The sequence below is a fragment of the Actinophytocola sp. genome (assembly GCF_009379765.1).
Lineage (GTDB): Bacteria > Actinomycetota > Actinomycetes > Mycobacteriales > Pseudonocardiaceae > Actinophytocola.
Genome location: NZ_WHTD01000008.1, coordinates 63,733 through 83,356, shown reverse-complemented (window position 1 = coordinate 83,356; position 19,624 = coordinate 63,733). Strand labels below are relative to the sequence as shown.

The window sequence follows — 19,624 nt, the reverse complement described above, 5'->3', positions numbered from 1 at the left end:
TGTCGACATGGTGGTTGACGGAGGGGTTGCGATGATCACCCTCAACCGGCCGGCGAAGCTCAACTCCATCGACCCGGTGATGCGCAAGGAGCTCAAGCAGGTCTGGGCGAGCGTCTCGACCGACCCCGACATCCGGGTCTGCGTCCTCACCGGCGCCGGCACCAGGTCCTTCTGCACCGGCTCCGACCTCACCGCGACACCGAAGCCGGACCGCGCGTTCGCCGCGGACCTGTTCGGCGCGAACGGAACCGACCACCTGCTCGCCGGGCTCACCACCGAGGTCCCGCTCATCGCGGCGGTCAACGGCTACGCCATCGGCGGCGGCCTCGAGATCGCGCTCGCCTGCGACATCCGGCTCGCGTCGGAGAACGCCCAGTTCGGTCTCTCGGAGGTCCGGGTCGGCAGCATCCCGGGTGCCGGCGGCACGCAGCGGCTGCCGCGCATCGTCGGCCGGTCGCTCGCCATGCAGATGATGCTCACCGGCGACCGGATCGGCGCCGACCACGCGCTGCGCGCCGGGCTCGTCAGCGAGGTGCTCCCGAGCAACGAACTGCTCCCTCGGGCCACGGCGATCGCCGAGCGCATCGCCGACAACGCGCCGCTGTCGGTGCGCGCGATCAAGCGGCTCGTCCAGTTGGGACTCGACGCGCCGCTCGGCACGGCACTGCAGCTCGAGCACGCGGCCTTCGGACTCATCCGGGACACCGCGGACCGCGCCGAGGGCCGCGCCGCGTTCACCGAGGGCCGACCCGCCCGTTACACCGGACGCTAGACCGGACACCGAGAGGAGAGAGATGGCAACGGACATGGCGAAGGACGTCGCGATCGTCGGAGTCGGCGCAACGCCGCAGGGCAAGCTCCCTGGCTCCACGTCGCTGTCGCTCGCCGTCGACGCGGTGAAGGCCGCGCTGGCCGACGCCGGTCTGTCCAAACAGGACCTCGACGGGTTGCTGACGTTCCCCGGCACCACCGCCCCCGAGGGCTCGCTCAACTTCCTGCGGCTCGGCGAGGAGCTCGGGGCCAACCCGCTCGTCGCCGGCAGCATGACAATGGGCGGCGCGACCGCGGGCGGGCTCGTGCAGATGGCCGCCGCGCAGATCAAGGCCGGCCTCGCCGAGACCGTCGCGTGCGTGTTCGGCGACGCTGCCCGCACCGGTGGAAGCCGGTTCAACCGCGCGCAGGGCTGGGGCGACTCCTGGGGCATCTGGGGCATGTTCGCCGCCGCGGCCAACAGCGTGCTCACCGCCAGCCGGCACATGGCCGTCTACGGAACGACGAGCGAGCAGCTCGGCGAGGTCGCGGTGACCTGCCGGTACCACGCGTCGCTCAACCCGAACGCCGTGATGCGCACGCCGATCACCGTCGCCGACCACCAGGCGTCCCGCTGGATCGTCGAGCCGTTCCACCTGCTCGACTGCTGCCTGATCTCCGACGGCGGCGTCTGCGTCATCGTGACCACACTGGACAAGGCCAAGGATCTGCGCCGGCCACCGGTGCGGATCGCCGGCATGGGCCAGGCGCACACCACCCAGACGCTGGGCAGCAAGGACTGGCTCTCGCTACCGCACCAGAAGACGGCGGTGCACAACGCCTACCGGATGGCCGGTGTCGGCCCGGAGGACATCGACGTCGCCCAGCTCTACGACAACTTCACGATGAGCGTCCTGCTGTGGCTCGAGCACGGCGGGTTCTGCAAGCCGGGCGAGAGCGGGCCGTTCGTCGAGGGTGGCCGCATCCGACTCGGCGGTGAGCTGCCGGTCAACACGGCCGGCGGCAACCTGTCGGAGTCCTACATGGAGGGTTGGCTGCACATCGTCGAGGGCGTGCGCCAGATCCGCGGCGAGTGTGGCGACCGGCAGGTCGACGACGCGGAGGTGTGCCTGGTGACCGGTCGCGGCATGGCGCTCAACGACGCCAACGCCCTTGTCCTCGTGCCGGGGCGGTGACCACCGTGACGAACCCGGCCAGGCCACTGCCCACCCCGACCGACCTGACCCGCCCGTTCTGGGCCGGCCTCGCCGAGGGGGCGCTGCGGCTGCAGCGCTGCGTCGAGTGCGGGCACCTGCGCAACCCGATCGCCACCGTTTGTCCCGAGTGCCTGTCGGCCGACCACGCGTGGGAGCAGGTGTCCGGGCTCGGCACGGTGTTCTCCACGATCGTCTTCCACCAGGTCTACAACGAGGCCTTCGCCACCGATGTGCCCTACAACGTCTCGATCGTCGAGCTCGACGAGGGGCCGCACGTCCTGTCCAACGTGGTCGGCAAGCCGCCGGGCGAGGTCCGGGTCGGCGACCGGGTGCGGGTGGTCCTCACCGAGGTCGCGCCCGGCGTCACCATCCACCAGTTCCGTCCCGACGGCGACGGTGCGGCTTGACCGGGTGCACGGATGCCCTCGCCGGCATCCGGGTCCTCGACCTCGCCGGCCCGGCGGGCAGCTACTGCGGCAAGCTCTTCGCCGACCTCGGCGCCGACGTGATCCTGGTCGAGCCGCCCGGCGGCTCGCCCGACCGCACCGCGCCACCGGTCGCCGAGGCCACCGGGGAGAGCCTGCGCTTCGCCTACGAGAACGCCAACAAGCGCGGCATCGAGCTCGACATCGAGCTCGACATCGACCGGGTCGCCGACCGCGAGCTCCTGCGCCGGCTCGCCGGAACCGCGAACCTGCTCGTGGAGAGCACCACGCCCGGTGACCTCGAGGCCCGCGGCCTCGGCCCGGACGACCTGCGCACGGCCAACCCGGGCCTGGTCGTCACCAGCATCACCCCGTTCGGCCGCACCGGGCCGTTCGCCGGCTTCGCCGCCACCGACCTCGTGTGCCTCGCGCTCGGCGGGCTGCTGTCGCTGGGCGGCTACGCCGACGGCCCGCCGGTGCGGCCGGCCGGGAACCAGGCGCTGGTGATGGCCAACCTGTTCGCCGCGGTCGCCTCGATGATGGCCGTACTGCACGCGGAGCACACCCGCGCCGGCCAGCACGTCGACGTCTCGATCCAGGAGTGCGTGTCGATGGCGCTGGAGAACGCGCCGCAGTTCCTCGACCTCGAAGGGGTCGTCCGCGGTCGGCCGGACGGCATGCAGCGGCACGCTGGCACGGGCCTGTACGCGTGCGCGGACGGCTACCTCTACCTCTACGTCGGCGGCATCGCGTCCAACCGGTTCTGTGCCCGGCTCACCGCCTGGCTCCAGGAGGAGGGCGCCGCGGGCGCGGCCGAGCTGGACGCTCCACAGTGGAGCGACCGGGTGTTCCTGGAGACCGACGTGGCCAAGGAGACGTTCGCCGCGGTGTTCGGCGCGTTCGCCAAGCCCCGCGGCCGGGCCGAGCTCTACCGCGACGCGCAGACCCGCGGCATCCCGCTGTGCCCGGTCAACACCGCGGCGGACGTGGCGGCCAGCGAGCAGCTGCGCCACCGCGAGTTCCTGCGCACCACGGTCACCGCCGCCGGCCTGGAGATGCTCGCGCCCGGCCCGCCGTACGTGCTCGGCGCCACCCCGTGGCGGCAGCGCCGGCCGGTCCCCCGGCCCGGCCAGCACATCAAGGAGATCCGCGCCGAGCTCGACGCGGCCCGACCCGTGGGAGGTGCCGCGTGAGCGAGCTCGCGAGCGAGCCATCGATACCGCGCGGCCCGCTGACCGGTGTGCGGGTGCTCGACTTCACCTGGGTCGGGGCCGGCTCGTTCACCACCAAGCTCCTCGCCGACCACGGCGCCGACGTGATCAAGGTGGAGAGCGCCAAAGCCCTCGACAGCCTGCGGGTCGGCGCGCCGTTCGCGGGCGGCATCAAGGGTGTCAACCGCAGCGGCTACTTCGCCGAGCGCAACACCAGCAAGCGCGGCATCACGCTGAACCTCAAGGACCCCCGCGCCCAGGAGATCGCCCGCGACCTGGCGGCCGGCGCCGATGTCGTGGCCAACAACTTCCGACCGGGCGTGATGGACCGCTTCGGGCTGGGCTACGAGCAGGTCCGCGCGGTCAACCCGCGGGTGGTCTACCTGTCGATGTCCATGCAGGGCGCCACCGGACCGGACAAGGACCACCTCGGCTACGGGCTCACGATCGGCGCGCTGGTCGGCCTCACCCATCTCACCGGCCTACCGGACCGCTACCCGGTCGGGACCGGCACCAACTACCCCGACCACGTGCCCAACCCGTGCCACGCCGCGTTCGCCGTCCTCGCCGCGCTGCGCCACGTCCGGCGGACCGGGCAGGGCCAGCTCATCGACATCGCGCAGACCGAGCCGACGATCGCCGCCATCGGGCCGGCGATTCTCGAGTGGACGGTCAACGGCGTCGACCCCGCACCGCTGGGCAACGCGCACCCGGCGTGGTGCCCGCACGGGATCTACCGCTGCGCGGGTGCGGACGAGTGGCTTGCGATCGCCGTGCGCACCGACGACGAGTGGCGGGTGCTCGCCGACGAGCTCCTGCTCGACGACGTCCCGCCACAGTGGACCTACGCGCCCGGCCGGCGGGCCGACGCGGCCGCGGTCGACGCCGCGGTGCGGCGGCGGATCGCCACCTGGCGGGCCGAGGACGCGATGGCCGTGCTGCAGGAGCGGGGTGTGCCCGCGGGCGTCGTGCGCGACGTCGCCGGCCTCGTCCGGCACGACCCGCAGCTCGCGCACCGCGAGCACTGGCAGCGCCTGCCGCACGCCGAGATGGGCCGCAGCCTCTACGGCGCACCCCCGTTCACCCTCTCGGACACCCCCGGCGGCCTGCGCGCCGCCGCGCCCCTGCTCGGCGAGCACACCCGCGAGGTGCTCACCGAGCTGCTCGACCTGTCCGACGCCGAGATCACCGAGCTGGCCGAGTCGGACGTGCTGACCTGACCCCGCCACGAACCGTTCGAGAGAGGGATCGATGATGGAAGACGAGTACTACTACGACGTGGTCGTGGTCGGCGGCGGCAACGCGGGGCTCTGCGCCGCGCAGGCCGCGCTGGACCTCGGCGCGTCCGTCGCGGTGCTGGAGAAGGCGCCGCGGGACGAGCGCGGCGGCAACAGCGCGCTGACCGGCCACATGCGATTCCCCTACGACAGCGTCGACGACCTGGCCGTGCTGATGGACGACCCGAACCAGGACGACCTCGCGGTGATCCACGACCGGCTGCCCAGGCGCAGCAAGGAGGACCTCTGGGACGAGGTCATGCGCACCACCGCGGGCAAGGCCGACAAGGACCTGCTCACCACGCACGTGAACAACGCCTACCCGACCATCATGTGGTTGCGCGGCAAGGGCCACGCGTGGCTGCCCAACGTCGCCGCCACCGCCGGCAACACCACGCAGATGGCCGGCCGCGGCTACAAGCTGCAGGAGCGGCACTACCGAAACGTGGAGAGGTCCGGCGGGCAGCTGCACTACGAGACGTCGATGACCGAGATCCTGGTGAACAGCCGGGGCGAGGTCGATGGCGTGCGGGCCATCGCCCCGGAGGGTTTCCGGACGATCCGGGCCAAGGCGGTGATCCTGGCCTGCGGCGGGTTCGAGGCCAACCCGGAGATGCGCGCGAAGTACCTCGGCGCCGGCTGGGACACGGTGAAGAACCGCGGCGTCCCCTACAACACCGGCGACGGCATCAACGCCGCGCTCGCCGTCGGCGCGATGCCGTTCGGCAGCTTCACCTCCTGCCACGCCTCGCCGCAGGACATCGAGCGGCCCGCGTACACGCTGCCTTCGTCCGTGCCGAACGGTGGCGTGCGGACCAGCCGGTACGCCTACCCGTACAGCATCATGGTCAACCTCGAGGGCACCCGGTTCGTCGACGAGGCGAGCGACGTCCGCGGCCGCACCTACGCCAAGATGGGTTGGTCGGTGCGCGCGCAGACCGGCGGCGTGGCCTACCAACTGTTCGACGCCAAGGCCCGCCGGTTCGGGCTGCTCGAGGACTACGACCGCAACAACGCCACCGGCGTCACCGCGTCCTCGTTGGACGAGCTGGCCAAGAAGACCGGGCTGGACCCGGAGAAGGTCCGTGCCACGGTCACCGCGTACAACGCCGCGATCCAGCCCGGCAAGCTCGACCCCAACCCGTTCGGCCTGGACGGCAAGCGGACCAACGGCCTCGCGATCGACAAGAGCAACTACTCGATCAGCATCGACGAGGGCCCGTTCGAGGCCTACGGCGTGTGCTGCGCGATCACCTTCACCTTCGGCGGTCTGCTGGTCGACGCAAAGACCGCGCAGGTGCAGCACACCGCCGGGCGCGCGATCCCGGGTCTGTACACGGCCGGCGAGATGCTCGGTGGCCTGTGGCACGGCAACTACCCGTCCGGCTCGGGCATGATGGCAGGCGCCGTGTTCGGTCGCATCGCCGGCGAGCACGCGGCCCGCACGGCGGCGGCGAACGCATGACACCCACCGGGCAGCTCGCGGAGTTCGTCGCCGAGACGGGCTTCCGCGAGCTGCCGGCGGACGTGGTCGCCGCCGCGAAGGTTGCGATCCTCGACGGCTTCGCGAACCTGCTCGCGGGTGCGGGCCAGCCGGTGGCCGAGCGGGAGACCGGCTACGTCACCGGCCAGGGCGGCGTCCGTGAGTCCACTGTGGTCGGTGGGGGCCGGGTGCCGGCCGCGCTCGCGGCGTTCGCCAACGGGGTCGCGACGCACTGCCTCGACTACGAGATCCAGGGCCACCCGTCCGCGCACGGCACGTCGTCGATCCTGCCCACGGCCCTGGCGCTGGGCGAGCGCACGCGTGCGTCCGGAGCCCGGCTGATCGCCGCGTACGTGGTCGGCTGGGACGTCCAACAGCGACTGCGCACGGCGGGCGAGCTCACCGCGCTGCGCGCGTTCCACCCGCCGGGGGTGGTCGGCCCGCTGGGTGCGGCCGCCGCGGCGGCGTCGGTGCTCGGCCTCGACGCGGCGGCCACGGCCACGGCGTTCGGGCTCGCCGCGTCCCGGGCCGGAGGCCTGTTCGCCAACAACGGCACGATGGCCAAGGCCATGCATCCCGGCGGTGCCGCGCGGTCCGGGGTGGAGTGCGCCGACCTCGCGGCGCTCGGCGTCACCAGCAACCCGGAGATCCTCGACGCGCACCGCGGGTTCGCCGACGCGCTGTTCGGCGGCACGGCCGACTGGGACGCCGTCGCCGCCGGGCTGGGCAAGACCTTCCACCTCGTCGAGCCGGGGTTCACCATCAAGCGGTACCCGGCGGAGATCTACATGCAGTGGCCGACCGAGGCGATGGCCACGCTGCGCGACCGGACCGGACTGTCCACGGAGGACGTCGAGTCGGTCGTGGTGGAGCCGCCGCTGTTCCGGCAGGATCTGTCCCGGCCGGCGCCGGAGTCCGGGCTGGACGGCAAGTTCAGCTACGAGTACTGCGTCACGGTCGCGCTCACCGAGCCCCGCGTCGGCATCCGGTCGTTCTCCGACGAGGTCCGGTTCTCCCCCGCCGTCGTCGAGACACTCCCGAAGGTCCGGCTCCGGGAGAACCCGATGATTCCCAAGGACAAGCGGTCGACATGGGCGCGGGTGACCGTCCGCACGCACGACGGCCGGGAGGTCTCCGAGACCTGCCGGAGCTTCCTCGGCTCGATCGGCAACCCGATGGACCGCGACACCCGGCTCGCGAAGGTGGCCGACTGCCTGGGGTCGGTGGGTGCGGAGGACCGCGCCGGGCGGCTCGTCGATGTGGTCGAGCGGCTCGAGGAGGTCGACGACCTCGCCGAGCTGACCTCCCTGCTCGGATGAACGAGCGCGCGAACGAGCCGGTGTCACAGCGCGACCTGATGTCCCGCGAGTGGGCCACTCACCAGCGAGCGGAGCGAGCCAATCCAGCACTGTGAGTGGGCCGCCGGTGTCTGGACTGACGAGCAGCGCAGCGAGCGAGGAACGAGCGAGTGAGCAGCGCAGGAGGGAAGACACCGGGTGAAGGCCCACGAACCAGCGAGCGGAGCGAGCCAATTGACACAGCGCGGGCCAATGTCACGGAGCACACTGGCGCGCCTGACCCCGGTCATGGCGTTCTCGTTCATCCACTACCTGCAGAACCACATGGTGAAGGCGTTCGTCCCGCTGTTCGCCGGGAGCCTGGGCGCGAGCCTCGGCGACATCGGGGTCATCACGGCGGCCGCGGCGCTCACCCCGATGCTGCTCGCGGTGCCGGTCGGGCTGGTCTCGGACCGGCACGGCATCCGCGCGGTCTTCTTCTTCGGCTCGCTGCTCAGCGTCATCGCCTACCTGGCGCTCTGGCTGAAGCCGAGCCTGCCGATCATCATGGCCACCCAGGTGCTCGCCGGCACCGGACAGCTCATGATCATGCTGGGCGGTCAGGCCCGGGTCGCCGGGCTCGCCGAGAAGAACCAGGCGGAGAAGCACTTCAGCCTGTACACGCTGGTCGCGTCCGCCGGGCAGATCCTCGGTCCGATCGTGGCGGGCCTGCTCATCGGGCTCTCCGGCTACCCCACTCTGTTCCTGTGCGCCGCGGCCTTGGGTGTGCTGTCGTGCCTGGTGACGCTCACCGTGCCGTCGATCGCCGGGAAGCCGCTCGTCGCGCCGGAACGGGTCAGCGGCCGGCGGCAGGCCGCCGCGCAGCTGCGGACCCGGTCGATGCGGATCGCGATCCTCATCAGCTGCCTGATGTCCGTGCCGGAGATGCTGCGGATCTCGTTCCTGCCCATCTACCTCCAGGACGTCGCCGGCCTGTCGGTGCAGGAGCTGAGCTGGGTGCTGAGCCTGTTCTCCGGCGCGGGACTGGCCGCCCGGCTGCTGATGCCGACGCTCGTGCGGACCTGGGGCCGGCACACGCTCATGACCGTGGTGGGACTCGTCGTGGTGGGATCGCTGCTGGTCGTGCCGCTGTCGTCCTCGGTGGTGCTGCTGGCGTTCCTCACCGCGATGCTCGGGCTCGCGTTCGGCACCGGGCGGCCGCTGTCGATGGCGCTGGTGGCCAGTTCCGCGCCGCCGCACCAGTTCGGGATGGCGGTGGGGCTGCGGCTCACCGGCAACCGGCTGGCCGACTTCCTGGTCCCGATCGCGTTCGGCGCGGCGGCCTCGCTCGCCGGTGTGTGGGCCAGTTTCGTGCTGGGCGCGGTGTTCGTGGCATCGGGAACGTCCGTACTGGTGCCCTCCGCGTGGCGCGAACGCAAGGCACGAGGACGTGACGACATGGTAGGTTGATCCATCAATCAATGTATGCGACGAGGCCACGACATGACTGAGAACGCCGGCGACTGGTTGACCGCGGACGAGGCGGCCGACCGTCTCAACGTCAAGAAGGAGACGGTCTACGCCTACGTGAGCCGTGGCCGCCTCACGAGCCGCAAGGCGGCCGGCGGGCGGGGCAGCCTGTTCCGGCTGGCCGATGTCGACCGCCTGTCGGCGAAGGTGCGGCGCGGCAAGGAGAACCAGCAGGACCCGGTCGAGTCCGAGATCACCCTCGTCACGCAGGAAGCGTTGTTCTACCGCAACCAGCGGGCCAGTGACCTCGCCGAGAGCGCCACGTTCGAGGATGTCGCGCGGCTGCTGTGGGGCTTCGACCCCCCGTCGCCGCCTTGGGTTTCCGCCCAGGCCACCGAGCGGTTCTGCCGCCGGGTCGTCAAGACGCTGCCCGCGAGCGCGCTTCCGGTCGACCAGGTCAAGGTGATAGCGGCATGCATCGCCGCGGTCGAGCCGCCCTCCTGGGACACCACGCCCGACGTCGTGGCCACCACGGCGCAGCGCACGCTGGCCACCATGCTCACCGCGCTGCCGGCGAAGTCCGAGCCGGTCGAGACCGCGGCGCTGCCGGCGCCCGCGTCACCGATGGTGGCGCTGCTGTGGTCCCGGCTGTGCGACCGGCAGCCGCGCGACGCGGAGCTGAAGCTGTTGAACTCGGCCATGGTCATGCTCGCCGACCACGACCTGGCGGCGGCCACCTACGTGATCCGCACCGCGGCGCGTGCGGGCGTCGAGCCGGGCGGGCTGCTCCGGCTCGGCATCGATGTCGGCAGCGGCCCGGTGAAGGGATCCGCGTCACTGGCGATCGAGTCGTTGCTGCACAACATGAAGTCGGCGGCCACGGTGGAGGAGTCGCTGGGCATGCGGTTGCGCCAGGGCGGCTCGATTCCCGGCTTCGGGCACCACGTCTACCCGGCGGGCGACATCCGGGCGTCCTACATCTTGGAGCGGCTGCGCGAGGTGGGCCCGCAAGCCGACCGGCTCGCCACGGTCGAAAGCGTCATCAAGACCCAGGAGTGGCGCGGACTTCCCGCGCCCAACGCCGGCTTCGCGCTCGCCGCGCTCACTTATGTTCTCGGCATGGCACCGGGTTCCGGCGAGACGATCTTCGTGATCTCCCGTGCGGCCGGGTGGGTCGCGCACGCCATCGAGGCCTACGGAACCGGCCCCATGGAACGGATGCACTCGGTGAACGTCCACTCGGGAGACTGACCGGCCTTGCGTGGCGGCTACCCCGCACATATGATTCAACTTGACATTGATCAATGTCATGCACATTGACACCGCGAGGTGCGCTCATGATCGTCGAGTTCCTTGACCCGCGTTCGCCCGCGGCCCCCGCCCAGCACGCGCTGGCCGCGCTCCCGCGCTCGCTCGGCGGCGTGACGCTCGGCCTGGTGGACAACAGCAAGGCCAACGCCGGGTTCCTGCTCGACCGGGTCGGCGAGGCGCTGGCGGAGACGATGAACGTCACCCTGCTCCGGTTCGGCAAGCGCGTCCCCTCCGACGCGCTCACCGCGGCCCAGCTCGAGGAGATCACCACCCGATGCGACCTCGTGCTGACCGCGATGGGCGATTGAGGCTCCTGCGCCACGCGGAGTTGCCGCGACATCGTAGAACTGGAGACGCAAGGGGTGCCGGGCATGGTCATGTGCAGCAAGCCCTTCGCCCCGCTCGCCGGGAAGGTCGCCGGCGCTCTCGGCCTGCCCGACGTGCGGATGATCGTCGTGCCGCACCCGTTCGGTTCGGTGTCGCAGGACGAGCTGGTCCGGAGCGGGGTGCCGGACCATGTGCTGGCCGACGTGCTGGGCTTCTTCGGGGACGACTGATGGCCTTTCGCGAGCGGGGGTGGGAGCTGCCGGACGACCCGGAGGCGTGGCTGCGCTTCACCGAGGACGAGGGCATCGGCGACGGGCTGCCGGTGATCCCGCCGACCGAGGAGCGGCTGACGGAGTTCCTGAAGTACACCGAACGGGACCCGGACGAGGTGCTCGGCACCATCCCGCCGGCGTGGGGCCAGGCGACCGTGCGGGCGCTCGCGATCAACACGATCATGGCCGGCGCGCGGCCGGAGTCGCTGGCCGTCGTCATCGCGGCGGTGCAGGCCCTGATCGAGCCGGTGTTCAACCTGACGGCCGTGCAGGTCACCACCAACCCCGTCACCCCGGCGGTGATCGTGAGCGGGCCGGCGGCGCAGCGGGCCCGGCTCACCAGCGGCCGCGGCTACCTCGGCCCCGGCAACCGGGGCAACGTCACCACCGGCCGCGCCATCCGCCTCGCGCTGATCAACGTCGGCGGCGCGCTGCCGGGTGAGGTCGACCGGGCCACGCACGGCCAGCCGGCCAAGTTCGGCCTGGTGCTGGCGGAGAACGAGGCGGGCAGCCCCTGGGAGTCGCTCGCGGCCAGCCGCGGCGTCGATGCGGCGTCCGCGCTCACCGTCACGGGCGTCGCGTCCCTGCTCAACCACTACGACAGCGTGTCCACCTCGGCCGACGAGGTGCTCACCAACCTGGCCGCGTCGCTGACCGTCCGCGGCACCAACACCATGCAGAACGGCGGCCACATCACGCTGCTCCTCGGCCCCGAGCACGCCGGGCTGCTGGCGGGCTCGGGCTTGTCGCGCGACGACGTGCGGCGGGAGCTGTACGAGCGGTCCTGGGCGCGGAGGCGAGCTTCACGCCACGCCTGCTGGAGGTCGTGCGCCGGCGGCGCGGCCGGTTCCCCGAGGTGTTCCGCGACGGCATGATCCGCGGCCTCGACACCCCCGAGAACCTGAACGTGGCGGTGGCCGGCGGCGAGGGCAAGCACTCGGTCGTCTGCTTCTCCAGCAGCTCCGCGAAGACGGTCAGCCGCGCAATCGACCCTCGTGACCTGGTCTGACCCCATCACTCCGCCAGCCTGCTCGAGGGCCCGCTCGTCGTTGCGGCCGAACCGCCCCATGACACCCGGCCCGTCACGCTCACCGGACACCGACCTTGCGTGATGGATACCGAGTATGCATACGGCCTGCTCGCCCTGCTGGAACGCGCGCCCATGTACGGCTACCAGCTCAGAGCCGAGTTCGAACGCACGACCGGGGCCACCTGGCCGCTCAACATCGGGCAGGTCTACACGACCCTCGCCCGCCTCCAGCGCGACGGCCTGGTCACCGAGGCGGCCGGGGCCGGCGAGACCGACGAGCAGGGCAAGGTCGTCTACCAGCTCACCGAGGACGGCCACACGGAGCTGGCCCGGTGGTTCAGCACCCCGATCACCCGGGACGCCCGGCCGCGCGACGAGCTCGCGATCAAGATCGCGCTCGCGGTCACCACGCCGGACGTCGACGCGCGGGCCGTCATCCAGGCCCAGCGCACGGCCACCCTGCGCCACCTGTAGGAGCTCACCCGGCTCAAGACGACCGCCGACGAGCGGTCGGACATGGCCTGGCTCCTGGTACTCGACTCGATGATCTTCCGGGCGGAGTCCGAGGTGCGCTGGCTCGACCACTCGGAGACCCGGCTCGCCCGGTTCGCGCCGGCGCCGGCGCCGGCGCCGGCACCCGCGACCACCCAGAAGAAGAAGGAGGCCAGGCGATGACCGAGTACGCACGCCGCCCTGCGCGACGTCACCCGTGTGCACGGCACCGGCGCCACCGCGGTCGACGCGCTGCACGGCGTGAGCCTGGGCGTCCGCCCGGGTGAGCTCGTCGCCGTGATGGGCCCGTCCGGCTCCGGCAAGTCGACGCTGCTGCACCTCGCCGGCGGGCTCGACACCCCGACCGACGGCGTGGTCATGGTCGAGGGCATCAACCTCGGTGACCAGACCCGGGCCGGCCTCGCGGCGTTGCGCAGGCGCAGCATCGGCTACGTGTTCCAGGACCTCAACCTCATCCCGGCGCTGACCGCCGCGGAGAACGTCGCGCTCCCCCGCGAGCTGGACGGCGTGAAGGTCAGGCGGGCGATGGCCGACGCCTTGGCCGCGCTCGAGGAGGTCGGCGTCGCGGACCTGGCCGCCCGGTTCCCCGACGAGATGTCCGGCGGTCAGCAGCAACGCGTGGCGATCGCCCGCGCGCTGGTCGGCCCGCGCAGGCTGCTGCTCGCCGACGAGCCCACCGGCGCGCTCGACTCGCACACCGGCGAGGCCGTGCTCCGGGTCATCCGCGCCCGCTGCGACGCCGGCGCGAGACCCGCGACCGCAGCCGGCCCGCGCTGCTCCAGTCGGTGCGGGATCTCAGCCAGTACCACGCCGCGGTCGGCGACTTCCAGGTCGTCGACCTCGAGCACGACGTGGCATGGGTGCCGGATGTGTTGGCGGGCAACCGAACCCTCTTCGTCGCGGCGGGCTCGGTCAGCGCGTACGTCGACCTGGAAGGCCTGGGCGACGAGGCACTCACCGTCGACCCGGAGAAGAGGACCGTGCAGGTGCGGCTGCCGGAGCCGAAGCTCGACAAGCCGAACATCGACCAGGAGCGCACCTACCTGTACTCGCAGGAGCGTGGTGTGTGGGACCGGGTGAAGGCGTTGTTCGACGCACCGGACCAGCAGGAGTTCTCCGTGCTGGCCGAGGAGAAGACCGCCGACGCCGCGACGAAGGCGGGCCTGGTCGCGCGCGCGGCACGCAACACCCGCACGATGCTCACCAGCATGTTCCAGTCCCTGGGCGACAAGACCCGGTTCGCCGCTGACAACGCCTGACCCGGTCCTCGCGCGACTACGCGAGCAGGCGGCCCCAGGTCTTCGGGCCGACGATGCCGTCCACCTCGAGACCACCCCGGCGCTGGAACTCCCGCACGGCCTTGTCGGTGAGCGGGCCGAAGATCCCGTCGACCGCGAGGCCCGCGGACTGCTTGCGGTTGAGGATGCCCTGCGCCTCGCGCACCGCGTCACCGCGGGCGCCGCGCTTGATAGTCGGCCGGGTGGCCGGCTGGTGACCGTTCGCCAGTACCTCGAAGTGCATCTCGTCGACGCGGCCGGTGAAGTCGCCGCCCCACCGCAGGCCCAGCTCGCGCGCCTTCGCCGAGATCGCGGCCCGCTTGGCGGCCGGCACGGTGCCGTGCTTGCCCATCGGGTGCGAGGGCGCGTTGAGGTCGATCGCCGTGCCGCTGGCGTGGTTGCTGAGCACGGTCGACCCCTCGATCGGGCGGAACGCGTAGCCGTGGCACTCCCCCGCCCGCAGCGGCTCGACGTGCACGTGGAACCAGTGCGCCATCTCCACCAGGCGCGGCGCCACGTCGGCCCGGACGGGCAGTTTCACGGCGGTCCCGTTCACGGGGAACACGCGCACGTCGATCTCGGCCCGGTTCGCCGACGCCGGGAACCCGTTCTGACTCTTGGCCATCGGTGTCATCTCCTGCAGCTCGCACCGGTACGGACCCCGGCGGCCGTCCGCCGGGTACCGGTGTCGTTGGCTGTCGGATGACCTCAGCCGCCTCCTGATACATCGACGTGCGAAATCCGACCGGCCCGTCAGCTCGGCACCGAGGACCGTGGCGCCTCCCCGGGACGCTCCGCGTACAAGTCGGCCTGCAGCCGGTACAGCTCGGCGTACCGCCCGCCCCGCTCGAGCAGTGTGGCGTGGTCGCCTTGCTCGGCCACCTTTCCCTCGTGCAGCAGGTAGATCCGGTCCGCGTTGCGCACGCTGCCGAGCCGGTGGGTGATCAGTACGACCGTGCGCCCGACGGCCAGCCGGCGCAACGACTCGTACACCGCGTACTCCGCCTTTGCGTCCAGCGGCGCGGTCGGCTCGTCCAGCACGAGCACCGGCGCGTCCCGGAAGAGCCCGCGGGCCACGGCGAGCCGCTGCCACTGGCCACCCGACAGCTCCGTGCCGCCGCGGAAGTACTTGGACAGGAGGCTCCGCTACCCGTCGGGAAGCCCGGCGACCACCTCGTCCGCGCCGGCGTCGGCGGCCGCGCCGAGCAGGGCGGTGTCGTCCGGGTCGGCGCGGCCGTGCCGGCCGAGCCGGACGTTGGCGCGTGCGTCGTGCGGCCAGCGCACCGGGCTCTGCTGGACCATGCCGACCCGGTCGCCGACGCTCTCCGGGTTCAGGTCGGCCAGGTCCACGCCGTCCCAGCTGATCCGGCCGCCGGTCGGCCGGTACAGCCCGGTGATCAGCTTCGCGAGCGTGGTCTTGCCGGACCCGTTCTCCCCCACGAGCGCGACCGTTTGTCCCTTGTGGATGGTGAGGTCGATCCCGGTGAGCGCGTCGCGGTCGCCGCCGCGGTAGCGGAAGCAGACGCCGGAGAGCTCGATCAGTTCCGGCGTGCCCGGCGGGCGCAGCGCCGTCGGCGGCCGGCTGCGGTCGGCCGCGTCGGCGAGGAACGCCTGGTAGTCGGCGACGTACAGGCCATGCTCGAACACGAGGTTCGCGGCTCGGACGAGCCGGCCGAGTGCGGAGGACGCGGACCGGATGGCGATCAGCGCGGCACCGGCCACCGCGAGCGGGAGCCAGCCGCCCGAGAGCAGCACGCCGAGCAGCACGATCGTCGCGCCGGTGGCGATCCCGGCGAACGCCTGGCCGACCGCCTTGACCCGCGTCTGCGCCAGCCCGACCGCGACTTCCTGCTCCTGCAGCAGGTCGGCGACCTTGTGGTACTCGGCACGCAGGAACGGCTCGGCCTGACAGGCCCGCAGCTCGGTCGCCGGCTCGCGGTCGGTGGCGAGGTCGGACAGCATCCTGGCCGGCCGGTGCAGGGTGACCGTGCGGGTCATCGTGGCGTAGCCCAGCCGCGCCGAGTGCACGACCGACCAGCCCTCCGGCAGCACGCTGAGCGCCAGCACCGGCAGCAGGATCGGGTGCAGCACCGCGAGGCTGCCGGCGGCGGCAGCCACCGCGAACAGCGACCCGACCACCTCGACGAGGGTGTCCGTGGCACGTTCGAGGTAGTAGATGCCTCGGTCGCGGGCGCGGTGCATCCGGTCGTAGAACTCCGGATCGTCGAACGCGTCGAGCTCCACCCGCAGTCCCGCGTGCACCAACCGCTCCTCGGCGACCCGGTACACCGCCGGCACGATCCGGGCGTGGGCGAGCGCGACGCAGGTGTCGAGCAGCCCGCGCACGGTGAAAGCGCCGACGACGAACAGCAGCGCCGGCAACGCGCCGAGCACCCGGTCCGCGGTCGGGCCCGCGGCGAACAGCTCTTCGAGCACGCCGGTGGTGGCGAGCAGCCCGAACGCGAACGCGAGCCCTGAGGCGACCTGCAGCACCAGGATCGCGATCGCCGCCCGGGGCGCGGTCGCGCGGATCACCGAGAGCACCGGCCGGATGCTCGCCGGCAACCGGCGCGCGAGCTGTGCCACCGACAGCTGCCCGGCGCCTTCGTCGAGGCGCCAGTACGGGTTCTCCAGCTCGGGCTCGCCGCCCTCCTCGGCGCTCAGCGAGCCACGGGCCCGGGGTCGGGCAGCAGCACCGACGGAAGGTCGCAGTCGTGGTGCAGCCGCAGGAGCTGGTAGGCGACGCCGCCGGCGCCTGCCATGAGCCCGGGCGCGAACGCGTCCCGGGCCGTTCCCGTCACGACGCCGTGCTCCGCCACCGTACCGACCACCTGTGCGTCCACTGTGGACCGGACGAGACCCGGCGGGCCGAGGTCGAGCGCGATCGCCTCGGTGACCAGCTCCCACACGCCGAGGTCGCCGTGGCAGAGCGTCTGGCTCCAGCCGGTGCCCTCCTCCCATGCGGACCCTGCGGCGCGGCGGACCGTCTCGCGCCGGCTCAGGTCGCCCTCCCGGTACAGCAGGTCGAGCTCGGTGAGGCCGACGCCGACCGCGCCGTGACACCACGCCCCGGCGCGGCGCGGGTCCCGCCGTGCGGTGCCGTCGAGCGTGTCCCGGTAGGCGAAGGCGGCCCGCGCGGTGTCCCCGTGCGCCGGGTCGCCGGTGACCTCGGCCAGCCGCGCCAGCGCCCAGCCGATGCCCGTGGCGCCGTGCGCGACGCCGCCCGTACCATCGGGATGGCGGACATCGGGCCAGCACACGGTGTCGGCGCCGGACGGCGTCTCGGCCGCGCGGGCGCCGGCCACCAGCTGGTCGCCGAGCGTGCCGGCGAGCTCGACCCAGCGCCGCTCGCCGGTGTGCTCGGCGAGGCGCAGCAGCGGGACGATCGCACCGGCCCGGCCGGCGAGGATGTCGTAGGCCTGGTCGCCGGCCGGGTGTTGGGCCACCGCACGCGGGACGCGGCCGGCGACGGTGCCCGCCCATTCCAGCGCGTCGTCGCCGACCGCGCCGAGCCTGCGCAGCAGCAGCCAGCCGCAGATGCGCGAGCCGAGGCCGAGGTAGCCACCGGGCGGCTCCGGCTCGGCCGCCTCGTGCCGCTCGGCCAGCCGCATGGTGCGCACCGCCGCCCGCAGGACCTTCTCGACACCGGGGACCTCCTCGGCGCGGCCGGCCTCCTGCTCGCGCAGCTGGCCGGCGAGCAGCACCGCGATGCCGGGCGTGCCGCCGTAGAGGTCGTTGCCCAGTACATGGACCGACCAGCCGGTGGGGCCGTGGACCGGCGCGACCCAGCTGACCGTGCCGTCCCGGGCGGTGATCGCCGTGGCCACGACCTGGCCGACGATGCCGGCGGCGAGCGCGCGGCGCCGGTCGCCCAGGCCCGCCGTGCGACCATCATCTCCCCGTCCGCCGCCATGGCCGTCGAGGTGGCGTTCGAGAGCGGAGTGCCGGTGATCGTGTCCGGCGGCGGTGTCCACTGTGTCCATTGCGTCCACTGCGTCCACTGTGGAGGGATGGCGGCGGACGGTCTTCTGCGGTCGGTTCTCGTTGAGGTACGCGGACACCAGCGCGGCCCGGACGGCCCGCTGCTCGCGGCCGGCGTCCTGGGCGCGCCACCGGTGCAGCGCGGCGGCGACGAGGTCGGTGCGCTCCCCGCACGTGGTGCCGCCCGGCCCGGTGAGCGTGCCGACCGCGGGCGTGGTCGTGAAGACCGGGAGGTCGCCGCCGAGCAGCTCGGCGACCTCGGCGGCGATCACCGCGGGGTCGCCCGGCGCGTCCGGTGCGCCGGCGGCGTGCTCGGCCAGCAGCGCCTCGGCCTTGGCCACGGCCGGTTCCTGGTCGTGCAGCGTGGTCGGGTGCCAGAGCGTGCGGCCGAGCTCGGCGTAGGTCTCGGTGGCGCGCGGCACGACCCGGATCGGGGTGCCGGCGAAGTCGGCGAGCCAGCGCGCGAGGTCGCCGTAGCGGTCGAAGCCGTGCAGCCGCTCGGTCTGCTCGGTGAACGCGGCGACGACGGTGTCCCGGTAGCGGCCGAGCACCGGGTCGGCGCTGGGGTGGCCCCCGTCGTCGAGCACCACCGGCATGGTCTGCTGGCCGAGCAGCGAGCCGACGGCCGAGGTGCCGAGCACCACGCCGTCGACGAGCTCGTGCGCCTGGTCCACGGCGTCGCCGTAGCCGGATGGCGGCGCGGGCCGGTACGGTGCGAACACCGTGTCGCAGTCGACGACGACCGGGACCGGGCCGGCGGCGATCAGGTTCTCCTGGTGCGGGCCGGCGCCGCCGACGAGGCGCAGCACGGCGAGCCAGCGGCCGAGGTTGCGGTGGAACCTGCGCAGCTCCTCCTCGTCCGCGCAGTACCGGTGCTCGACGTGCTCGGTCCAACCGTAGCCGTCCCTGACGAGGACGCGGGGCACCCGGATGGGGTCGGGCTCGTCCGGCACGACCCTGGTCAGCAGCCGTGCGAGCGCCCGGTCGACGGCCACCGAGCGCGGCTTGTACACCAGCCGGCCCGTTGTGTGGCGCAGCAGCGCGACGGTCCGGCCGCCGCACCGGCCGCCGCCCGCGCCGAAGGACACCTCGAGCAGCTCGCCCGGTTCTCCCAAGTCCATCTCGGACAGTTCGGTGCGGTCGCCGGCGAACCGTTCGGCGAAGGTCACCGCGGCGGCCATCCGGTTGTCCACAATGGAGTCGAGGCGGCCGTGCATGGTCGGGTAGTGCTCGGTGAGCGTGTCCCAGTAGCCCGGCCGGCAGGTCCGGTCCACGAACTCCGCCCACCGGCCCGCCCTGTCCGGCGCGGCCAGGGTGCCCGTCATCCGGGCGGCGTTGAGCTCGCGCAGGAGCAGCCTGCTCACCTTGCGCAGCAAGGTTTCGCGCAACGCGGCCGCCGCGGCGCAACGAACCGCCACGCGCTCCCCCTCGGCAAGGTCCCCGATCGCCGCGAGCGCGGCGGCGAGCCGGTCGACCGCGGGCTCGAGAAATGTCTCGACGGTCCGGTCGAACCGCTCGCCGGTGGTGGCCGTGGTCATCCGGGACTTCCTTTCGCCGGATGGGTGCGCGCCCGTCCGGGAATTCGGCGTGGGCCGCATGCCGATGTCGTCCCGGATGGTCGGAACAGAATTCCGCAGGCGACCTGGTACGGCAATCCACCACCCGGCGGACCCGTGATCCTCCGGTAATACGCGGGGTGATACCGAAGGACGGCATCCGGGTGACCGAGCCGCCATTTGCCGTATTGCCGTTACTCCGAAAATTCGCCCAGGAATCCCGCGAGTCCAACGTTCACGACCCGCG

At 72.5% G+C, this 19,624-nt stretch carries 18 protein-coding genes and 2 pseudogenes; 17 read left to right on the top strand and 3 right to left on the bottom strand.

The window, feature by feature from the left end:
* Positions 1–31 precede the first annotated feature (31 nt).
* From GEV28_RS04130 to GEV28_RS04055, 17 genes and pseudogenes are all read left to right on the top strand, one after another.
* Positions 32–772, top strand: coding sequence for an enoyl-CoA hydratase/isomerase family protein (locus GEV28_RS04130; RefSeq protein ID WP_291408726.1), 741 nt, complete (start codon positions 32–34; stop codon positions 770–772).
* A gap of 22 nt (positions 773–794) precedes the next feature.
* Positions 795–1,946, top strand: a complete 1,152-nt coding sequence (locus GEV28_RS04125) for a thiolase family protein (protein ID WP_291408724.1) — start codon at positions 795–797, stop codon at positions 1,944–1,946.
* A complete protein-coding gene (locus GEV28_RS04120; protein WP_291408722.1) occupies positions 1,943–2,374 on the top strand; it encodes an OB-fold domain-containing protein in 432 nt (143 codons plus the stop codon). Before GEV28_RS04125 ends, GEV28_RS04120 begins: the two co-directional genes overlap by 4 nt.
* Positions 2,371–3,585: a CaiB/BaiF CoA-transferase family protein gene (locus GEV28_RS04115; protein ID WP_291408719.1), complete on the top strand. Its 1,215-nt coding sequence runs from the start codon at positions 2,371–2,373 to the stop codon at positions 3,583–3,585. Before GEV28_RS04120 ends, GEV28_RS04115 begins: the two co-directional genes overlap by 4 nt.
* On the top strand, positions 3,582–4,823 hold the full coding sequence (locus GEV28_RS04110; protein WP_291408718.1) for a CoA transferase: 1,242 nt from the start codon (positions 3,582–3,584) through the stop codon (positions 4,821–4,823). The genes GEV28_RS04115 and GEV28_RS04110 overlap by 4 nt, the downstream gene beginning before the upstream one ends.
* A gap of 31 nt (positions 4,824–4,854) precedes the next feature.
* Positions 4,855–6,345, top strand: a complete 1,491-nt coding sequence (gene tcuA, locus GEV28_RS04105; RefSeq protein WP_291408716.1) for an FAD-dependent tricarballylate dehydrogenase TcuA — start codon at positions 4,855–4,857, stop codon at positions 6,343–6,345.
* Positions 6,342–7,682 (top strand): MmgE/PrpD family protein, encoded by a 1,341-nt coding sequence (locus tag GEV28_RS04100; protein WP_291408714.1) that lies wholly within the window; start codon positions 6,342–6,344, stop codon positions 7,680–7,682. Before tcuA ends, GEV28_RS04100 begins: the two co-directional genes overlap by 4 nt.
* 231 nt (positions 7,683–7,913) lie before the next feature.
* A complete protein-coding gene (locus tag GEV28_RS04095; protein ID WP_291408712.1) occupies positions 7,914–9,110 on the top strand; it encodes an MFS transporter in 1,197 nt (398 codons plus the stop codon).
* 33 nt (positions 9,111–9,143) lie between these two features.
* Positions 9,144–10,361: a citrate synthase gene (locus GEV28_RS04090; RefSeq protein ID WP_291408711.1), complete on the top strand. Its 1,218-nt coding sequence runs from the start codon at positions 9,144–9,146 to the stop codon at positions 10,359–10,361.
* Between the two features lie 86 nt (positions 10,362–10,447).
* A complete protein-coding gene (locus GEV28_RS04085) occupies positions 10,448–10,729 on the top strand; it encodes a hypothetical protein (protein WP_291408710.1) in 282 nt (93 codons plus the stop codon).
* Between the two features lie 63 nt (positions 10,730–10,792).
* Positions 10,793–10,978 carry a hypothetical protein gene (locus GEV28_RS04080; RefSeq protein ID WP_291408709.1) on the top strand — a complete coding sequence of 62 codons (186 nt, stop codon included), beginning with the start codon at positions 10,793–10,795 and terminating at the stop codon, positions 10,976–10,978.
* Positions 10,978–11,895, top strand: a complete 918-nt coding sequence (locus GEV28_RS04075) for a hypothetical protein (protein WP_291408708.1) — start codon at positions 10,978–10,980, stop codon at positions 11,893–11,895. Before GEV28_RS04080 ends, GEV28_RS04075 begins: the two co-directional genes overlap by 1 nt.
* Positions 11,892–12,029, top strand: coding sequence for a hypothetical protein (locus tag GEV28_RS04070; protein ID WP_291408707.1), 138 nt, complete (start codon positions 11,892–11,894; stop codon positions 12,027–12,029). Before GEV28_RS04075 ends, GEV28_RS04070 begins: the two co-directional genes overlap by 4 nt.
* A 102-nt stretch (positions 12,030–12,131) precedes the next feature.
* Complete coding sequence (locus GEV28_RS04065; RefSeq protein ID WP_291408706.1) at positions 12,132–12,524, top strand: PadR family transcriptional regulator; 393 nt, start codon at positions 12,132–12,134, stop codon at positions 12,522–12,524.
* 42 nt (positions 12,525–12,566) lie between these two features.
* A complete protein-coding gene (locus tag GEV28_RS04060; protein ID WP_291408705.1) occupies positions 12,567–12,725 on the top strand; it encodes a hypothetical protein in 159 nt (52 codons plus the stop codon).
* Between the two features lie 117 nt (positions 12,726–12,842).
* Positions 12,843–13,181, top strand: a pseudogene (locus GEV28_RS42120) (ABC transporter ATP-binding protein); the annotation flags it as partial.
* A gap of 167 nt (positions 13,182–13,348) precedes the next feature.
* Positions 13,349–13,822 (top strand): DUF4230 domain-containing protein, encoded by a 474-nt coding sequence (locus GEV28_RS04055; RefSeq protein ID WP_291408704.1) that lies wholly within the window; start codon positions 13,349–13,351, stop codon positions 13,820–13,822.
* A 16-nt stretch (positions 13,823–13,838) separates the two neighbouring features.
* On the opposite strand, the gene GEV28_RS04050 is transcribed toward GEV28_RS04055, so the two are convergent.
* From GEV28_RS04050 to GEV28_RS04040, 3 genes and pseudogenes are all read right to left on the bottom strand, one after another.
* Positions 13,839–14,465, bottom strand: a complete 627-nt coding sequence (locus GEV28_RS04050) for a peptidoglycan-binding protein (RefSeq protein ID WP_291408703.1) — start codon at positions 14,463–14,465, stop codon at positions 13,839–13,841.
* Between the two features lie 128 nt (positions 14,466–14,593).
* Positions 14,594–16,042 (bottom strand): annotated as a pseudogene (locus GEV28_RS04045) (ABC transporter ATP-binding protein).
* 458 nt (positions 16,043–16,500) lie between these two features.
* Positions 16,501–19,359, bottom strand: coding sequence for a type 2 lanthipeptide synthetase LanM family protein (locus GEV28_RS04040; protein ID WP_291408702.1), 2,859 nt, complete (start codon positions 19,357–19,359; stop codon positions 16,501–16,503).
* Between the last annotated feature and the right edge of the window lie 265 nt (positions 19,360–19,624).